At 69.9% G+C, this 15,209-nt stretch carries 13 protein-coding genes and 1 tRNA gene; 10 read left to right on the plus strand and 4 right to left on the minus strand.

From position 1 onward, the window contains the following. Positions 1-52: 52 nt before the first annotated feature. A complete protein-coding gene (locus ACH4S9_RS08795; protein ID WP_311726439.1) occupies positions 53-2,797 on the plus strand; it encodes a penicillin acylase family protein in 2,745 nt (914 codons plus the stop codon). 149 nt (positions 2,798-2,946) lie between these two features. Here the strand turns inward: ACH4S9_RS08795 and ACH4S9_RS08800 are convergent, their stop codons facing one another. Then, positions 2,947-3,555, minus strand: a complete 609-nt coding sequence (locus ACH4S9_RS08800; RefSeq protein ID WP_385342579.1) for a 5-formyltetrahydrofolate cyclo-ligase — start codon at positions 3,553-3,555, stop codon at positions 2,947-2,949. 81 nt (positions 3,556-3,636) lie between these two features. Here ACH4S9_RS08800 and galU point away from each other — a divergent pair, with 81 nt between their 5' ends. From galU to ACH4S9_RS08835, 7 genes are all read left to right on the plus strand, one after another. Next, on the plus strand, positions 3,637-4,539 hold the full coding sequence (gene galU, locus ACH4S9_RS08805; RefSeq protein WP_385342581.1) for a UTP--glucose-1-phosphate uridylyltransferase GalU: 903 nt from the start codon (positions 3,637-3,639) through the stop codon (positions 4,537-4,539). Between the two features lie 4 nt (positions 4,540-4,543). After that, entirely contained in the window at positions 4,544-5,935 is a 1,392-nt protein-coding gene (glp, locus tag ACH4S9_RS08810) for a gephyrin-like molybdotransferase Glp (RefSeq protein WP_398370770.1), read from the plus strand. Positions 5,936-6,549: 614 nt separating this feature from the next. After that, positions 6,550-7,032 carry a cyclic pyranopterin monophosphate synthase MoaC gene (gene moaC, locus ACH4S9_RS08815; RefSeq protein ID WP_311726436.1) on the plus strand — a complete coding sequence of 161 codons (483 nt, stop codon included), beginning with the start codon at positions 6,550-6,552 and terminating at the stop codon, positions 7,030-7,032. Beyond that, positions 7,029-7,625, plus strand: a complete 597-nt coding sequence (locus tag ACH4S9_RS08820; protein ID WP_398370772.1) for a molybdenum cofactor biosynthesis protein B — start codon at positions 7,029-7,031, stop codon at positions 7,623-7,625. Before moaC ends, ACH4S9_RS08820 begins: the two co-directional genes overlap by 4 nt. Beyond that, positions 7,622-8,245, plus strand: coding sequence for a GNAT family protein (locus tag ACH4S9_RS08825; protein ID WP_311726502.1), 624 nt, complete (start codon positions 7,622-7,624; stop codon positions 8,243-8,245). The genes ACH4S9_RS08820 and ACH4S9_RS08825 overlap by 4 nt, the downstream gene beginning before the upstream one ends. 163 nt (positions 8,246-8,408) lie before the next feature. Then, positions 8,409-9,536 carry a gephyrin-like molybdotransferase receptor GlpR gene (gene glpR / locus ACH4S9_RS08830; protein ID WP_311726434.1) on the plus strand — a complete coding sequence of 376 codons (1,128 nt, stop codon included), beginning with the start codon at positions 8,409-8,411 and terminating at the stop codon, positions 9,534-9,536. 87 nt (positions 9,537-9,623) lie between these two features. Beyond that, positions 9,624-9,697, plus strand: a tRNA-Ala gene (locus ACH4S9_RS08835). 236 nt (positions 9,698-9,933) lie between these two features. Here the strand turns inward: ACH4S9_RS08835 and ACH4S9_RS08840 are convergent. Beyond that, entirely contained in the window at positions 9,934-11,757 is a 1,824-nt protein-coding gene (locus ACH4S9_RS08840; protein ID WP_398370775.1) for a hypothetical protein, read from the minus strand. Beyond that, positions 11,754-12,662, minus strand: a complete 909-nt coding sequence (locus ACH4S9_RS08845) for a hypothetical protein (RefSeq protein WP_398370777.1) — start codon at positions 12,660-12,662, stop codon at positions 11,754-11,756. Before ACH4S9_RS08845 ends, ACH4S9_RS08840 begins: the two co-directional genes overlap by 4 nt. Before the next feature lie 96 nt (positions 12,663-12,758). On the opposite strand from ACH4S9_RS08845, the gene ACH4S9_RS08850 reads away from it, so the two are divergent. Further along, complete coding sequence (locus tag ACH4S9_RS08850; protein ID WP_398370779.1) at positions 12,759-13,076, plus strand: helix-turn-helix domain-containing protein; 318 nt, start codon at positions 12,759-12,761, stop codon at positions 13,074-13,076. 215 nt (positions 13,077-13,291) lie between these two features. On the opposite strand, the gene ACH4S9_RS08855 is transcribed toward ACH4S9_RS08850, so the two are convergent. After that, the gene (locus ACH4S9_RS08855) at positions 13,292-13,819 is read right to left on the minus strand and encodes a hypothetical protein (RefSeq protein ID WP_398370781.1); all 528 of its coding nucleotides are present in this window, start codon (positions 13,817-13,819) and stop codon (positions 13,292-13,294) included. Between the two features lie 299 nt (positions 13,820-14,118). Here ACH4S9_RS08855 and ACH4S9_RS08860 point away from each other — a divergent pair, with 299 nt between their 5' ends. Then, on the plus strand, positions 14,119-14,832 hold the full coding sequence (locus ACH4S9_RS08860; RefSeq protein ID WP_385342597.1) for a hypothetical protein: 714 nt from the start codon (positions 14,119-14,121) through the stop codon (positions 14,830-14,832). Positions 14,833-15,209: the final 377 nt, after the last annotated feature.

The raw sequence follows: 15,209 nt of genomic DNA on the forward strand, positions 1-15,209 counted from the left end.
GCCTATGGTTGCTCCAGCACTCCAGGATCACCCTGCCCCTCGAAGGACAGCGATGCCCGCCAACAAAAACGGCCCTTCTGGCAAAAAGAAGGGCCGACGTGCCCGCCTGATCGTGATCGCAGTCGTGCTGCTGCTCGTGGGGGGCGTCGGGTACGGCTCGTACTGGAGCATCAGTACGGTCCGTGCCTCTTTCCCGGAGACGACGGGGTCGCTCCAGCTCAAGGGCCTGTCGGGGCCCGTCCAGGTCAAGCGTGACGGCTATGGCATACCGCAGCTCTACGCGAACACCCCCGAGGATCTCTTCCGCGCCCAGGGGTACGTCCAGGCCCAGGACCGCTTCTGGGAGATGGATGTGCGCCGCCACATGACGGCGGGCAGGCTCTCCGAGATGTTCGGCTCCGGACAGGTGGAGACCGACGCGTTCCTGCGCACCCTGGGCTGGCACCGGGTCGCGAAGCAGGAATACGACACCAAGCTGTCGCCGGCGACCAAGAAGTACTTGCGGGCCTATGCCGACGGCGTCAACGCCTACCTCGCGGACCACAAGGGCAAGGAGTTGTCCGTCGAGTACGCGGCCTTGGAGTTCGAGCACGACTACACGCCCGAGAAGTGGACCCCGGTCGACTCGGTGGCCTGGCTCAAGGCCATGGCGTGGGACCTGCGCGGCAACATGCAGGACGAGGTCGACCGGGCGCTGGCCTCCAGCCGGCTGAAGCCCGAGGAGATCGAGGAGCTGTACCCGTCCTACCCGTACGGCCGCAACAAGCCGATCGTGGACAGCGGCGCGGTGAACGACATCACCAAGGCGTTCGACCCCAAGGCGACCGCCACGGACACGTCCGCCGACTCCACCGCGAACGGCGTCGCGGGCGCCACCGGGGGCTTCCAGACCCAGCTCTCCTCGCTCTCCAAGACCCTGGACGACATCCCCGCGCTGCTCGGCCCGAACGGCACCGGCATCGGCTCCAACTCCTGGGTCGTCGCCGGGCGGTACACCACCACCGGCAAGCCGCTGCTCGCCAACGACCCGCACCTGGCCCCGCAGCTGCCGTCCGTCTGGTACCAGATGGGCCTGCACTGCAACCAGGTCAGCAGCGCGTGCCCGTACGACGTGGCGGGCTACACCTTCTCCGGCATGCCGGGCGTGGTCATAGGTCACAACCAGGACATCGCCTGGGGCATGACCAATCTGGGCGCCGATGTGACCGATCTCTACCTGGAGAAGGTCACCGACGAGGGCTACCTCTACGACGGCAAGCAGATCCCCTTCAAGACCCGCGAGGAGACCATCAAGGTCGCCGACGGCAAGTCCAGGACGATCACGGTCCGCTCCACCAGGCACGGTCCGATCGTCTCCGACCGTGACGACGAACTCGGGGACGTCGGCAAGAGCGCGCCGGTCGGCAGTGAGGTCGGCGACGTGGCCCCCGACCGCGGTGACGGCTACGCGGTCTCGCTGCGCTGGACCGCGCTGGACCCCTCCAACACCATGGACGCGGTCTTCGAGCTCAACACCGCCAAGAACTTCACGGACTTCCGCAAGGCGGCCCGCGACTTCGCCGTCCCGTCCCAGAACCTGATCTACGCCGACACCAAGAACCACATCGGCTACCAGGCGCCCGGCAAGATCCCCACGCGCGCCAAGGGCGACGGCCGCTACCCGGCGCCCGGCTGGGACTCGCGCTACGAGTGGAACGGCTACATCCCGCAGGCCGAGCTGCCCTGGGACTACGACCCCAAGCGCGGCTACATCGTCACCGCCAACCAGGCCGTCATAGGCAAGGACTACAAGTACAAGCTGACCGACGACTGGGGATACGGGGCGCGCAGCCAGCGGATAACCGACCTGATCGAGTCGAAGATCAAGGACAACGGGAAGATCTCGACCGACGACATGCAGTCCATGCAGATGGACAACAGCAGCGAGATCGCCGAGCTGCTGACTCCGTACCTGCTGAAGATCGACGTCAAGAGCGACTATGTCAGGGGCGCGCAGAAGCTCCTGGAGGGCTGGGACTACACCCAGGACTCGGACTCCCCGGCCGCCGCCTATTTCAACGCCGTCTATCGCAACGTCCTTATGCTCGCGTTCGGAAATAAACTTCCGAAGGAGCTGCGGGTGAAGGGCCAGTGCCTGCGGGTCCGGCCCGCCGATGACTCCGGCCCCGCCGAGGACCTGGACGGCAACGCCCGGCTGGTGCGCGAGTGCGGCCAGCGCGACGCGGCGTCGGCCCAGCCGGACGGCGGCGACCGCTGGTACGAGATCATTCGGAAGATCATCAAGGATCCGAAGAACAAGTGGTGGAAGACCACCGGCACCCGCCTCGAGCCCGCCGCCACCAACCGGGACGAGCTCCTGGCGGAGGCCATGAAGGACGCGCGCTCCGAGCTCACCGCCAAGCTGGGCAAGGACATCAACAGCTGGAGCTGGGGCCGGCTGCACCAGCTCACGCTGAAGAACCAGACCCTGGGCACCGAGGGCCCGGGCGTGGTGCAGTGGCTCCTCAACCGCGGCCCCTGGAACCTGTCCGGCGGCGAGGGCGCGGTCAACGCCACCGGGTGGAACGCGGCGGGCGGCTACGGGGTCACCTGGGTGCCGTCGATGCGGATGGTCGTCAACCTCGACAATCTGGACAAGTCGCGGTGGATCAACCTCACCGGCGCCTCCGGGCACGCCTACAACGCCCACTACACCGACCAGACCGAGAAGTGGGCGAAGGGCGAGCTGCTGCCCTGGTCCTTCAGCAAGAGCGCGGTGGAGAAGTCGACGGACGACGCGCTGGCGCTCACGCCCTGACACCCCGTCTCCCTCGCGAGACGACTCCGCGAGACGACTCCGCGAGACGACTCCGCGAGACGACGCACGCCCCTCGCCGAGCCTCCGCCCCTCGTGGCGGAGAGGCCTCGGCGGGGGGCGTGCGGCTGTGACGGGCAGCGCGGGCGGCCCTACGCGGGGCCCTGGGCGGCGCGGAAGCGGTGCACCGCCGACGGGGTGATCGCCGCGTGCACCGGCCGGTCGTGGGCCTCGCCCGGGACCTCGCCGAGCACCTCGCCGTCGTACAGCAGCACCACCAGCGCCGGGCGGGCCCCCGCCCGGTCCAGCCGGGCCAGCACGCGGTCGTACGAGCCGCCGCCGCGGCCCAGCCGCACCCCCCGCCGGTCCACCGCCAGCCCGGGCAGCAGCACGACGTCCGCCCCGGTGACCGCCTCCGGGCCCAGCCGCGGCCCCTCCGGCTCCAGCAGCCCCCGCCGGGCGCGCACCAGCCGGCCGGGGCCCTCGTCCCGGCCCCAGTCGAGGTCGTTGTCCTCCAGCAGGACCGGGAGCAGCACCCGCACGCCACGCGCGCGCAGCGCCTCCCTCAGGCCCTCCGTGCCGGGCTCGCCGCCGATCGAGACATAGGCGGCCACCGTGTGCGCCTCCGCGAGCTCCGGCAGCTCCAGCGCGCGACACGCCAAGCGCGACCGGGCGTCCGCGATGTCATCCGCCGTCAACCTGGCTCTTACCGCCAGGAGGCTTCGCCGCAACTCCGGCTTACTACCTTCGATGTTGATCATTGAGCGCGCAAACCTCCTGTCTCATGTCATATTCACCGAATCCTCATGATCCGCCCAAAGGCACCCGATAGGGTTCGGTACATGACTCAAGCGCGTACTCGGATCAGCAAGGCTGTCATCCCTGCCGCGGGGCTCGGAACCCGCTTCCTGCCGGCCACCAAGGCCACCCCCAAGGAGATGCTGCCGGTCGTCGACAAGCCGGCGATCCAGTACGTCGTCGAGGAAGCCGTCACCGCCGGGCTGTCCGATGTGCTCATGATCACGGGTCGTAACAAGCGGCCCCTGGAGGATCACTTCGACCGCAACTACGAGCTCGAAGAGGCCCTGAGCCGCAAGGGCGACGAGACCCGACTCGCCCGCGTCCAGGAGTCCAGCGATCTCGCGACCATGCACTACGTTCGCCAGGGCGACCCCAGGGGCCTGGGCCATGCCGTACTCTGCGCCGCCCCGCACGTCGGTGACCAGCCCTTTGCCGTGCTCCTCGGCGACGACCTCATCGATGCCCGCGACCCGCTCCTGTCCCGGATGGTCGAGGTGCAGGAGCAGCACGGCGGCAGCGTCATCGCCCTGATGGAGGTGGACCCCGCCCAGATCCACCTCTACGGCTGCGCCGCCGTCAAGCCGACCCTGGACGGGGAGGTGGTGCGGGTGACCGGGCTCGTCGAGAAGCCGGACCCGGCCGACGCGCCCAGCAACTACGCCGTCATCGGCCGCTATGTCCTCGACCCCGCCGTCTTCGACGTGCTCCGCGCCACCGAGCCCGGGCGCGGCGGCGAGATCCAGCTCACCGACGCGCTCCAGGCGCTGGCCGCCGATCCGGACGTCGGCGGGCCGGTCCACGGGGTCGTCTTCAAGGGGCGCCGGTACGACACAGGCGACCGTGGCGACTATCTGCGTGCCATTGTCAGACTCGCGTGCGAACGTGAAGACCTGGGCCCGGATTTCCGGGACTGGCTTCGCCGTTACGTCACCGAGGAGATGTAGCACTGTGAGCAGCACCGCGGCACGCGCCACCGACCAGGGCCCCAGCGAAGACCCGGACCGGGGGCCGCGGCCCGGTGCGTCCGGCCGCGGCGAGGGGCGGGGTGGGGGCGAGGGCGGTGACCGCTTCTGGACGGTGGCCGAGCACCTGGACGACATCCTCGGCCATCTCAACCCCCTCGACCCCATCGAGCTCCAGCTGCTCGAGGCCCAGGGGTGCGTCCTCGTCGAGGACATCACCGTCCCCTCCGCCCTCCCGCCGTTCGACAACAGCTCCATGGACGGCTACGCGGTCCGTACGGCCGATATCGGGGCGGCGACGGAGGACTACCCCGCGGTGCTCACCGTCGTCGGCGACATCGCGGCGGGCAGCGAGTCCGCGCCCGCCGTCGGCCCCGGCGAGGCCGCCCGCATCATGACCGGCGCCCCGCTGCCGCCCGGCGCCCAGGCCGTCGTGCCCGTCGAGTGGACCGACGGCGGCCTCGGCGAGGGCCCGGTCACCACCATGCCCGCCCACAGCGAGGCCCCCGAGGGCGCGAGCGGCAGAGTGCGCGTCTTCCGCCCCGCCGCGACCGGGCAGCATGTGCGAGCCCGTGGCTGCGACGCGGCGGCGGGCGAGCTGGCGCTGGGGGCCGGCACGGTCCTGGGCGCACCGCAGATCGGCCTGCTGGCCGCGCTCGGGCGGGCCAGGGTCAAGGTGCGGCCGCGGCCGCGCGTCGTGGTGCTGTCGACCGGCAGCGAACTGGTCCAGCCCGGCCAGGAGGCGGGCCCCGGCCGGATCCACGACTCCAACAGCTTCCAGCTCACCGCCGCCGCGCGGGACGCCGGGGCGATCGCCTACCGGGTGGGCTCGGTCGCCGACGATGCCGGGACGCTGCGCGCGACCGTCGAGGACCAGCTGAGCCGGGCGGACATCGTGGTCACCAGCGGCGGCGTCAGCGTCGGCGCGTACGACGTGGTCAAGGAGGCCATGCGGGAGGTCGAGTTCCGCAAGCTGGCCATGCAGCCGGGCAAGCCCCAGGGCTTCGGGCGGGTCGGCCCGGACCGCGTCCCGTTCATCGCCCTCCCCGGAAACCCGGTCAGCGCGTATGTCTCCTTCGAGCTGTTCGTGCGGCCCGCCATCCGCACCCTCATGGGCACCGGCCCCGTCCACCGCCCCCTGGTGCGGGCGCGCTGCCCCGAGGGCGTCGCGTCCTCCCCGCGGGGGCGGCGCCAGTTCCTGCGCGGCTGGTACGAGCCCCCGGGCGTGGACGGCGGGGCGGGTCTCGTCACCCCTGTGGGCGGCTCCGGATCCCACCTGGTCAAAGCGCTGGCGCACGCGAACGCGCTGATCGTCGTCCCCGAGGAGACCACGGAGGTCGCCGCGGGCGCCGAAGTGGACGTCGTCCTGCTCACGTGAGCGCACTCGTCGTCGCGCGCTGCGGGTGGGCAGCTGTTGTTTCGGTCGCGGTCGGCGCGGCAAGGCCTTCCGCCGCACAGTGGCCGGTATCCCCACCGCCAGGTTCCGGGAACGCCTGCGCGGCATGGCCTACCACCAAGGGCTGACCCTGATCGCCGTGGACCCGGTCTACACCTCCCGCTGGGGCGCCCATCACTGGCAGGCACCTCTCGACGATCAATCGAAGACCATGGTCACCGGGCATCATGCGGCCGCGGTGGTGATCGGCAGACGCGGCCTGGGACAACGGATTCGGCGTCGGCCAGGTGTGACCGCTTTCGACCAGAGGATCGGACAGCGGAGAGCTACCGGCCAGACCGTATCCGCGCCCAGGCCACGTGGGACCACGAGCCCACCCAGGACCACAGGCACGCCCCACAAGGGCGGCAAGACCTGCCGGAACCGAAGTGACCCGCCCGTGCCGCTCCCCGCACCCAGGACCGTTCGGGGTGCACCCGGCAGCAGACACCTCCCACCTGGACCGGAATGTGCTGATGTGGCCAACGCAGGTCAACAACACCAGGAACGGTACGGTGTCGTCCCACAGGAGCCACCTGGCCCGGACCGGGAGAACGATGAGCAGCGCCCAGGACCATCTCACCCATCTCGACCCATCGGGCGCGGCGCGCATGGTCGACGTCTCGGACAAGGACGTCACCGCCCGCACCGCCCGCGCCAGCGGCCGTGTGCTCGTCGCCCCGCGCGTCGTGGAGCTGCTGCGCGGCGACGGCGTCCCCAAGGGCGACGCGATCGCCACCGCGCGGATCGCGGGCATCATGGGCGCCAAGCGCACCCCGGACCTGATCCCGCTGTGCCATCCGCTCGCCCTCTCGGGCGTGACCGTGGACCTCACGGTCGCCGACGACGCGGTGGAGATCATCGCCACGGTCCGCACCACCGACCGCACGGGCGTCGAGATGGAGGCCCTGACGGCGGTCAGCGTGGCCGCGCTGACGGTGATCGACATGGTGAAGGCCGTCGACAAGTCCGCCGTCATCACGGACGTCCGGGTGGAGGAGAAGACGGGCGGCAAGTCCGGCGACTGGAGCCGGGCATGAGCGGCTCACCGACGTACCGCGCCCTGGTCGTCACCGCGTCCAACCGCGCCGCCGCCGGGGTCTACGCCGACAAGGGCGGCCCGCTGCTCGTGGAGGGGCTGGCGGCGCTGGGCCTGGCGGTCGACGGGCCATGGGTGGTCCCCGACGGCGACCCGGTGGAGGCGGCCCTGCGTGACGCGGTGGCCGCTTCGTACGATGTCGTCGTGACCACGGGCGGCACGGGCATCTCGCCCACCGACCGCACCCCCGAGGCGACCCGCCGGGTGCTGGACTACGAGGTTCCGGGCATCGCGGAGGCGGTCCGCGCCGAGGGCCTGGCCAAGGTGCCCACCGCCGCGCTCTCCCGCGGCCTGGCCGGGGTCGCCGGGACGACCCTGATCGTCAACCTGCCGGGGTCGACCGGCGGTGTACGGGACGGGCTCGCGGTCCTGGGGCGGCTTCTGGTCCACGCGATCGAGCAGTTGCGCGGCGGCGACCACCCCAGACCGGCCGACCCTCCTGATCCCGCCGGCCCCGCACACCCCGACACCGGTCGCCCCACCGCCCCCACGGGTCCCACCGCCCCCACCGGTCCGGCCGGGAGCGCGCGCTGAACGCGCCCTGGCCGGTCGCGCTGGCGGACGGCGACACGATCCTTCGCCCTATAAAGCTGCGCGACCAGCGCGCGTGGCGCGAGGTCAACCAGCGCAACCGCGACTGGCTGCGCCCTTGGGAAGCCACCATTCCGCCGCCCCCGCCCGGCGGCCCCGTCACCCACCGGCCCACCTACCGCCAGATGGTCCGCCATCTGCGCGCCGAGGCGCACGCCGGGCGGATGCTGCCCTTCGTGGTGGAGTACCGGGGGCGGCTTGCCGGACAGCTGACGGTGGCCGGAATCACCTGGGGCTCGATGTGCTCGGGCCATATCGGCTATTGGGTCGACGAGGCGGTCGCCGGCCGCGGGGTCATGCCGACCGCCGTGGCGCTCGCGACCGACCATTGCTTCCGTACGGTCGGACTGCACCGCATCGAGGTGTGCATCAGGCCCGAGAACGGGCCGAGCCGCCGGGTGGTGGAGAAACTGGGATTCCGCGAGGAGGGGCTGCGCCCCCGCTACCTCCACATCGACGGCGCCTGGCGCGATCACCTGGTCTTCGCCCTCACGGCGGAGGAGGTTCCCGAGGGGCTGCTGGCGCGGTGGCACCGGATGAGGCCGGGCGCATCACAGAAATAAAATATTTGTTCGAAATAAGTGTTCGATAACTTCCGCCAATTGAGCACATTCCCATCCTGGTCATCCCAACAATCACAAAAAAAGTTCGAGATATCAGCCAGATCGTGCGACACACCGCGCCAATTGGCAGATGGCCTCGCGCGGACCCCTCTACCGTGTGACCGTGAGCAGCAGTGGCCTCATCTACGCAGTCATCGTCGGGGCCTGGGCCGCCTATTTGGTGCCGATGTGGCTTCGTAGGCAGGACGAGCTCAATGAAGCCCGTCCCACGGAGCGCTTCAGCACCGCCATCCGGCTGTTGTCCGGACGGGCGGGCATGGAGCGTCGTTACGCCAAGGAACGGGCGGAGCTCGAGGCCCTCGGGGGCCTGGAGGACCAGGACGGCCGCGCCGACGACGCGGACCGCCCCGAGGCCGGGGGAGACGCCGCCGGCCCGGACCGGCGCGTGGCCGAGCCGGACGCCGTGACCGACGCGGTCGACGTCCGGGCCTTCGCCGACCCCGTGACCATGCGCGCGCCCGTGCCGCCCCACGCCGCACCGCCCGCCGACGGCCCTGCCCCGGCGTCTCCCGCCTCTCCTGTGGGAGCCTCCGGCCCGTCCCCCGGCACCGCGGCCCGCAACCCGCGCGCGAAGGTGCTGGCGCGCCGCCGGCGCACCACCATCGTTCTCTTCGTCGCCTTCACCCTCGGCGCGGTCGTCGCGGCGGTCGGCGGCCTCACCTTCCTGTGGGCCCCGGGCCTCCCGGCCGTCCTGCTGAGCGCGTACATCGCCTACCTCCGCACCCAGGAGCGCCGCCGCTTCGCCTTCACCATGGACCAGCGCCGCGCCGAGCTGGCCGCCCAGCGCCTCCGCGAGCGCCGCCCGCGCGCCTGCCCGCCCGCCGAGGACCCCACCGACGACGGCCCCGCCGAGCCGCCGGCCCGCGCCGAGGCCGACCGGGCCGCCCCGGCGGCCTCCCCGCACGCGGCCGGCCGCCGCGCCCTGGTCGAGCAGACGGACCACGCGGAGTGGGTGGACCAGCAGCGCGAGCGCGAGCGCGGACCCGCCTCCGGCGAGAGCTGGGAGCCGGTGCCCGTCCCCCTGCCCACCTACGTCACCGCGCCCGTCGCCCCCCGCGCGACCGGCAACGTCGACCTGGGCGCCCCCGACGCCTGGAGCTCCGCCCGCTCCAGCGCTGCGGAGCCCACCCACGCCCCCGACCCCGCCGCCCGCGGCCCCCGCGAGCGCGGCCGCACCCCCCTGTTCGACCAGTACGCCGACGAGGACCGCCCCCGCGCCGCCAACGAGTGACCCTGACCAGCGGGGACCGTCCTGGCACCGGCGAGGAACGGATTTCCAAGCACCCCGGACGGGATGCTAGAGTTTCACTCGCTGCAAGGGCCTGTGGCGCAGACTGGTAGCGCACCTCGTTCGCATCGAGGGGGTCAGGGGTTCAAATCCCCTCAGGTCCACACAGCGGCTGTTCTTGAGTTAGCTCGAGAATGGTTCACGAGATCCCGTCCGATCTGATTGATCGGGCGGGATCTTGGCGTTTCTGGGGTCTGTTCGAGGTGCTGTCCGAACGCGGGTGGGTTCTGGAGTGGGTAGCTCGGTGGACGACGCCGTGGGTTCGGGGGTGGTTTGGGTGCGGAGGGCGCGCCGGGGCCGCTGTTGGGTGTGCGGGTGCCAGAGCTGTGGAGCCGGGATGTCAGGTGTTTGCGGTGACTGTGGGTGGGGCGGGTGGTGGAAGTCCGGTCGTCATGGTGGGCGGCGTGAGGCTGTCCAGCTCGGTGACGTTCTGGGTTTCGTGATGGGTAGCGGCTTCGGTGGTCGTGTTCTGCCGGGTGAACAGGATGTGCAGGTTGATGCTGCAGACCATCAGAGCGATGAGGATGGTCTGGGCTGCGCGGCCGTGCGCGAGGCGACTTTTCGGGTCGGCGATGTTGATTCCGTGGCCCTTGGCTCTGGCGTTCAGGCCCTCGATGTTCGCGCGGCCGGGCCGGTAGGCGTCTTGCCATGTGGGGCGGAGGTAGTGCCGGTCCTGGCGGAATTTGTCGATCTTGCCGAGGTCGCCTGGGCGGACGGTGATGGTGGGCTTCTGGCAGATCCTCGGCAGTTCGTCTTTCGGCAGGGGCCGCAGACGTTCCGCCTGAGGGATGGGGACGGTGGGCTTGGCCGCACTGTGTGCGGCGGTGGCCCGTCGGCTGGTGAGGTCCACCACACTCGGCCGTGGTGGAGGAATGTGCTGGGCTTGGTTGAAACGGGGGCAGACCACCGAGGGCGAGGGGCCTGCGGCGGGGCACTGCAGCCGGATCGCGCCCCGTGTGTCTGCGGACTGTTTGAGGCGGAGGAAGTACGGCTCGCGGGTCTCGATGAGCTTCGTGAGCTGCTGGTCGTCGTCGATCTCGCGCACGGCTCTGTCGTCCAGGCCGGTTGTGGCGTGCGCGAGAGCGGTGGGTATGGCGGGGCAGGCCAGGGAGCCGTCGATGAGGACGGCGCCTTGGTGGGTGCCCTGGACACCACGCTGCTCTTGTTTGTAGTCGAGGACGAGCTGGTAGCCCAGGCGGCGGGCGGGCTGGGCGAAATGCGGGCCGGTCTGGTCGGTGTAGGCACGGTCGGCGGCCAGTATTCCGGTCGGGAAGCCGAACGGGACGAGGGCGGTGAGGGCGTGGACGGCGTTGGGCCCGGTCCGTTTGCCGGGGGTGTCCAGGACGAGGCCGAGCGCGAGTTGCGGATGCCGGCTGACGCGCTCACCCGCTTGCGGGTGTCCGGCGGGATGTCGGCGGCTGGCGGCGACGAGCAGGGTGGCGCTGTGCCCGAAGATGCCTTCCTCCGCGCCTCCGCAGTAGTGCCAGCCCGCGGTGAGTTCCACGGAGGCGAGTTCGCGTCGTTCGCTGGGCGGATGGTGCCATGCGGGGACCGGGGTGGTGTCGACACCGATATCGCCTCGCCAGCCCTTGAACAGGCCACGGCGGTGGGCGAGACGCACGGTGACCAGCACCAGACGGTCGCTGATCTCCTGCAAAAGTATCCGGCGCCGTACATGTTCGGCGTCCGCGTCCTCCCAGGCTGCCGCCACGTCTGTGGCTTCGTCGGCGGGCAGCCGGCTGCGCCGGTCACAGCGGTACGGGTCGAGGGCGCTGGTGAGGCGGTCAAAGGCACGGTAGACGCGGCGGGTGAACGCGTGCCGGGCATGGTCATCAAGGTGTCTGGCATCGGGGACGCCCAGCCAGGACCGGGCGGGGGCGCGCAGTTCGTCGAGCAGAACTCGGCAGGCGTTGGCGAGGCTGGCGCTGTGGTGATAGTGCAGCGACAGCAACAGGCCCACCAGCGCCGTCCGCACCGGCAGTCCCTTCGGGCCGGGACGGCCCTCGAGCTCTGCGTCGATCAGGTCCAGCACTCCGGAGGCGTGCAGCAGGGCGTCCAGCTGCCCGACCTTGGAGTCCGGGATCTCGACGGGCGCGTCGGTGACCGGCCGCGGCCGGCACAGCTTGATCTTCTCCAGGTTCCGCCAGGCCTGGGGCTTGGTCACGCCTGCTCCGGGCCCCGCAGCAGTCGAGCCGCAGTGAAGGCATCGATGGGCGGCACCAGGTGCTGCCAGCGGGCCAGGGAGGCGGCGGAAGCGAGCCCGGCCGCCTGGGCGATCAGATGGTGATCAATGTGCGCGCGCATCAGGTCGACGATCCACGTCGCCCGCAGCCTGCCCACCGACAGCGCAGGCAGCCCATCCGGTGGCCGGTGGGTGAGGGACCAGGAGCTGATCAGGTTCTTCGCGTACTCGGTGGTGCGGCGCGGCCGGAACAAGTACCCGCCGCCGGCTCGGTCGGCGAGTTCTCCCAGAACGGTGTCCCAGGCGGCGCGGGCGACGAGCGGGACCAACCGGTCGACGCCGGTATGCAAAAGCGGTCCGCCGCTTCGCGGGCGCCGCAGGTCCCGGCCGCGGCTGGCCGCCACCTCCTTCGGCGTAAGCCCGTAACCCGCCCCGAGCCCCAGGAGCGCGAGAGCGTCGGTGTGCTGCTGGCGGGGCAGGTGCGTGGCCCAGTGCCGCAGACCCGCCAACTCGCCCGATGTGTAGGGCTGATGGCTCTGCGCGGTGGCATGCAGCCGGGCCGGTGCGGCTTCCCCGCGCTCGCTCCAGGCCAGCGCGTCCCGCACCCGCAACAGCCAGGTCCGGTAGGTCCGCACCGACGACGCCTCGATATCCCCGGCGCGCGAGAGGACGAAGGCGTCGATGACCTCGTTGCGCAGCCACGCATCCGGCTCCCGCTCCACGCCCGTTGTTTCCGCCCACAGCGCCAGAGTGGCAGTGACGTGCAGCAGCTGCTCCACCTCGTAGGGCACCGCGCTCACCGCTGCCGCGACCACCGACCGCACCAAGGGCGCGACCTCGTCCCAGACCGGCGGCGCGTCCCGCGGCCGGTAGCGCGTGATTTTCATGGACGTATCCGGATCAAGAACCACAGTCCATGCATACCGGCTGGACAAGCAGCCATTCCAGGACTGATCAACTTCGATGGAGAGGACGGTGCGCGCATGGTCGGCGGACGCGCCCGCGCACGCTCCCCCAGGCAACTGACCAGTGATCCGGAAGCCTGGCCCGAACACCCCAGCCCTGACCCCGGAGCAGAGGCGGTCCGCCAGATCGCCCGCACCCTTGGCCAAGCCCTGGCCGACCAGGGTTTGAGTCTGCGGGCGGCCGCGGTCGGCTCCGGCGTCAACCGGCAGGCCATCGCCGACCTGCTGGCCGGACGGTCCTGGCCGGACGTGGCCACCATCGCCCGGCTGAACGCCTTCATCGGGATCCGACTGTGGCCGCAGCAGCCCACTTGTGACCGGAAGAGGGAACAATGAGCCTCGATTCGCACCTGGATTCGCACGATCGCGACCAGGGCAGGACGAATTCGCGGCTCCGCTCGCCGAGTGGAGAAGACCCCCACTAACCTCGGATGTGCGAGAGCCACCTTTGCGGGACGCTCAAGCAACCGGCACCGCCGAGCTGAACCCTCGGCGGTGCCAGCCTCTTCGCCGCCAGACCAGGCATAAAGCCCAGCCCGACGGACGTTTCATCAGCCCACCCCGGACTCCTCTCGGCGCTCACTGTCGGCATGCGCGATGGAGAACCAGGCCGTCGGGCCCTCAACCGCCCGGCCTTCCTTCACCAGTTTCTTCAGTCGGGAGCGAGTCGTCTCCACCCGCCGCGCGTTGGACGTGTCCTCGCCAATCGCCGCAGCGATGTCCTGCACCTTCATAGCCCGCCCGGCACCCGCCAAGAGCACCAGCATCCGCTCCCGCGCCGTTTCCAGATCCACCGGGCCGGGCGTCTGCGGTGCCTGCCCCGTCTGGGCGCCCTCACCAGCAGTCCCTTCCCCACCACTGGCACCCTGACGGGCTGCAGGGCTCTCGGCAGCCCACGGCTCTTGGGTTTGGGGTTCGTCACGGTGAGAGCTTTCACTCATCAGGGACAGCGCCGTCTCACGTGTGATCGCCAGGCGAGCCAGCCACTGTTCCGTCGCGGCGACCTTCTCGCGCAGAGCAGCCAACTCGCCACGGGCGACGGCTTCTTCCTCGTCCAACCGCTTGAAAAGTGGCGTCATCGTCAGCTCTGCCTCCTGCCCCGACGTGCAGGCCCCGACGCAAGGACCGCCAGAGCCATGACCCACCGTAGAAGAGCACGCCACAAGATCGCAGAAGGTGATCGCCAATGATCCCTAACGACAACTACCGTCTGCCCACTGTGCGTTAGGTGCCCAGACCGGACTGGCGAGGATCGAAGCCCGTGCGTCACATCGCCTGTCGCTCGCTGTCCACCACAAGTGGACAAATCGCGCTCCCGTCCTCGGCGGTTGCGGCTAGCGTCTACCTGACTCGTGCAGACAGCTCAGAGGAGGCACTTGTGGCTGCACTCATGCGACGGATGACAGCAAGTAACGCGATGATCGCCGGAATACTCGTCGTCTCCGCTTGCTCAACCGAAGAAGCGGCAAGCCGCCCAACGGCGACCCCGACCACGGAAGCACCCTCAAGAACCGCAAGACCCCCGTTAACCGCCGAGCAGCTGAAGGCACTCACCCTCAAGGACAGGGATGTACCACAGGCCCACGACGTGCCTGTGCAGGACCCTGTTCCGGAAAGTGAGCAACGCACCTACCCGCCCGTCTCGGATGCCTCTTGCCAGAGAGTCCTTGACGTGCTTGACGCCGAGAACGCGTCCGCCGTCGTGCTCCAGATCTTCAATTGGAAGAAGAACATTATGGGGGGCGGGTCCACGCTGGCTTCGTACGACGACACGAAGGCAGAAGGGGCTTTTCAGCAGCTACATGACTCGCTCACGACCTGCAGGTCCTTTACGGGAGTCGGCCAGTTCGGGAAGTTCAACGCCAAGATCACTGTGGAGAAGGCCCCGGATGTCGGGGACGAGGCCCTTAGTTTCCACGTGATCATGCCACTGCCAGACGGAGATGGGTTGCGGGACGAACACCATGTTTTCGTGCGGACGGGCAACGTCACAGCGAGCTTCACAGATCTGAACATAGGGGTGAAGGCCCAGTTCCCCTTCGATCTCATCAACAAGCAGGTCGAACGGCTGCATACTGCCCAGCGTCCCTGACCACCCGTGCCCCTCTCGGTGGCTGGCTTTGCGGGAAGCGATCAGTTGGCAGATGGGAAGCGATCTTTAAAGGAACGCGAAGCCGCTGGCAGAGGACACTCGTGAACAGCCCACACAGCTGGCTGTTCTTGAGTTAGCTCGAGAGCGGTTCACGAGATCCCGTCCGATCTGATTGATCGGGCGGGATCTTGGCGTTTCTGGGGTCTGTTCGAGGTGCTGTCCGAGCTTGTGACGCTGCACTCTGAAGATCACCTATGCAGGTGATGAAGATCGCCGGAAACCACGGGGCACAGGACTCAAGCGGCGCCCGGACAAGAGAAGTCGAAGACGACCGGTTTTTCTGCCCCACTGGTCGACACGTGGGGGCCGAAGGAGTC

The sequence above is a fragment of the Streptomyces sp. NPDC021225 genome (assembly GCF_044332865.1).
Taxonomy (GTDB): Bacteria; Actinomycetota; Actinomycetes; order Streptomycetales; family Streptomycetaceae; genus Streptomyces.

Bases quoted from the DNA above. Each gene is read 5' to 3' on its own strand.
- ACH4S9_RS08795 (WP_311726439.1), top strand. From the start codon at position 53: ATGCCCGCCAACAAAAACGGCCCTTCTGGCAAAAAGAAGGGCCGACGT.
- ACH4S9_RS08845 (WP_398370777.1), bottom strand. From the start codon at position 12,662: ATGAAAATCACGCGCTACCGGCCGCGGGACGCGCCGCCGGTCTGGGAC.
- moaC (WP_311726436.1), top strand. From the start codon at position 6,550: ATGAGCAGCGCCCAGGACCATCTCACCCATCTCGACCCATCGGGCGCG.
- ACH4S9_RS08820 (WP_398370772.1), top strand. From the start codon at position 7,029: ATGAGCGGCTCACCGACGTACCGCGCCCTGGTCGTCACCGCGTCCAAC.
- ACH4S9_RS08855 (WP_398370781.1), bottom strand. From the start codon at position 13,819: ATGACGCCACTTTTCAAGCGGTTGGACGAGGAAGAAGCCGTCGCCCGT.
- ACH4S9_RS08850 (WP_398370779.1), top strand. From the start codon at position 12,759: ATGGTCGGCGGACGCGCCCGCGCACGCTCCCCCAGGCAACTGACCAGT.
- galU (WP_385342581.1), top strand. From the start codon at position 3,637: ATGACTCAAGCGCGTACTCGGATCAGCAAGGCTGTCATCCCTGCCGCG.
- ACH4S9_RS08800 (WP_385342579.1), bottom strand. From the start codon at position 3,555: ATGATCAACATCGAAGGTAGTAAGCCGGAGTTGCGGCGAAGCCTCCTG.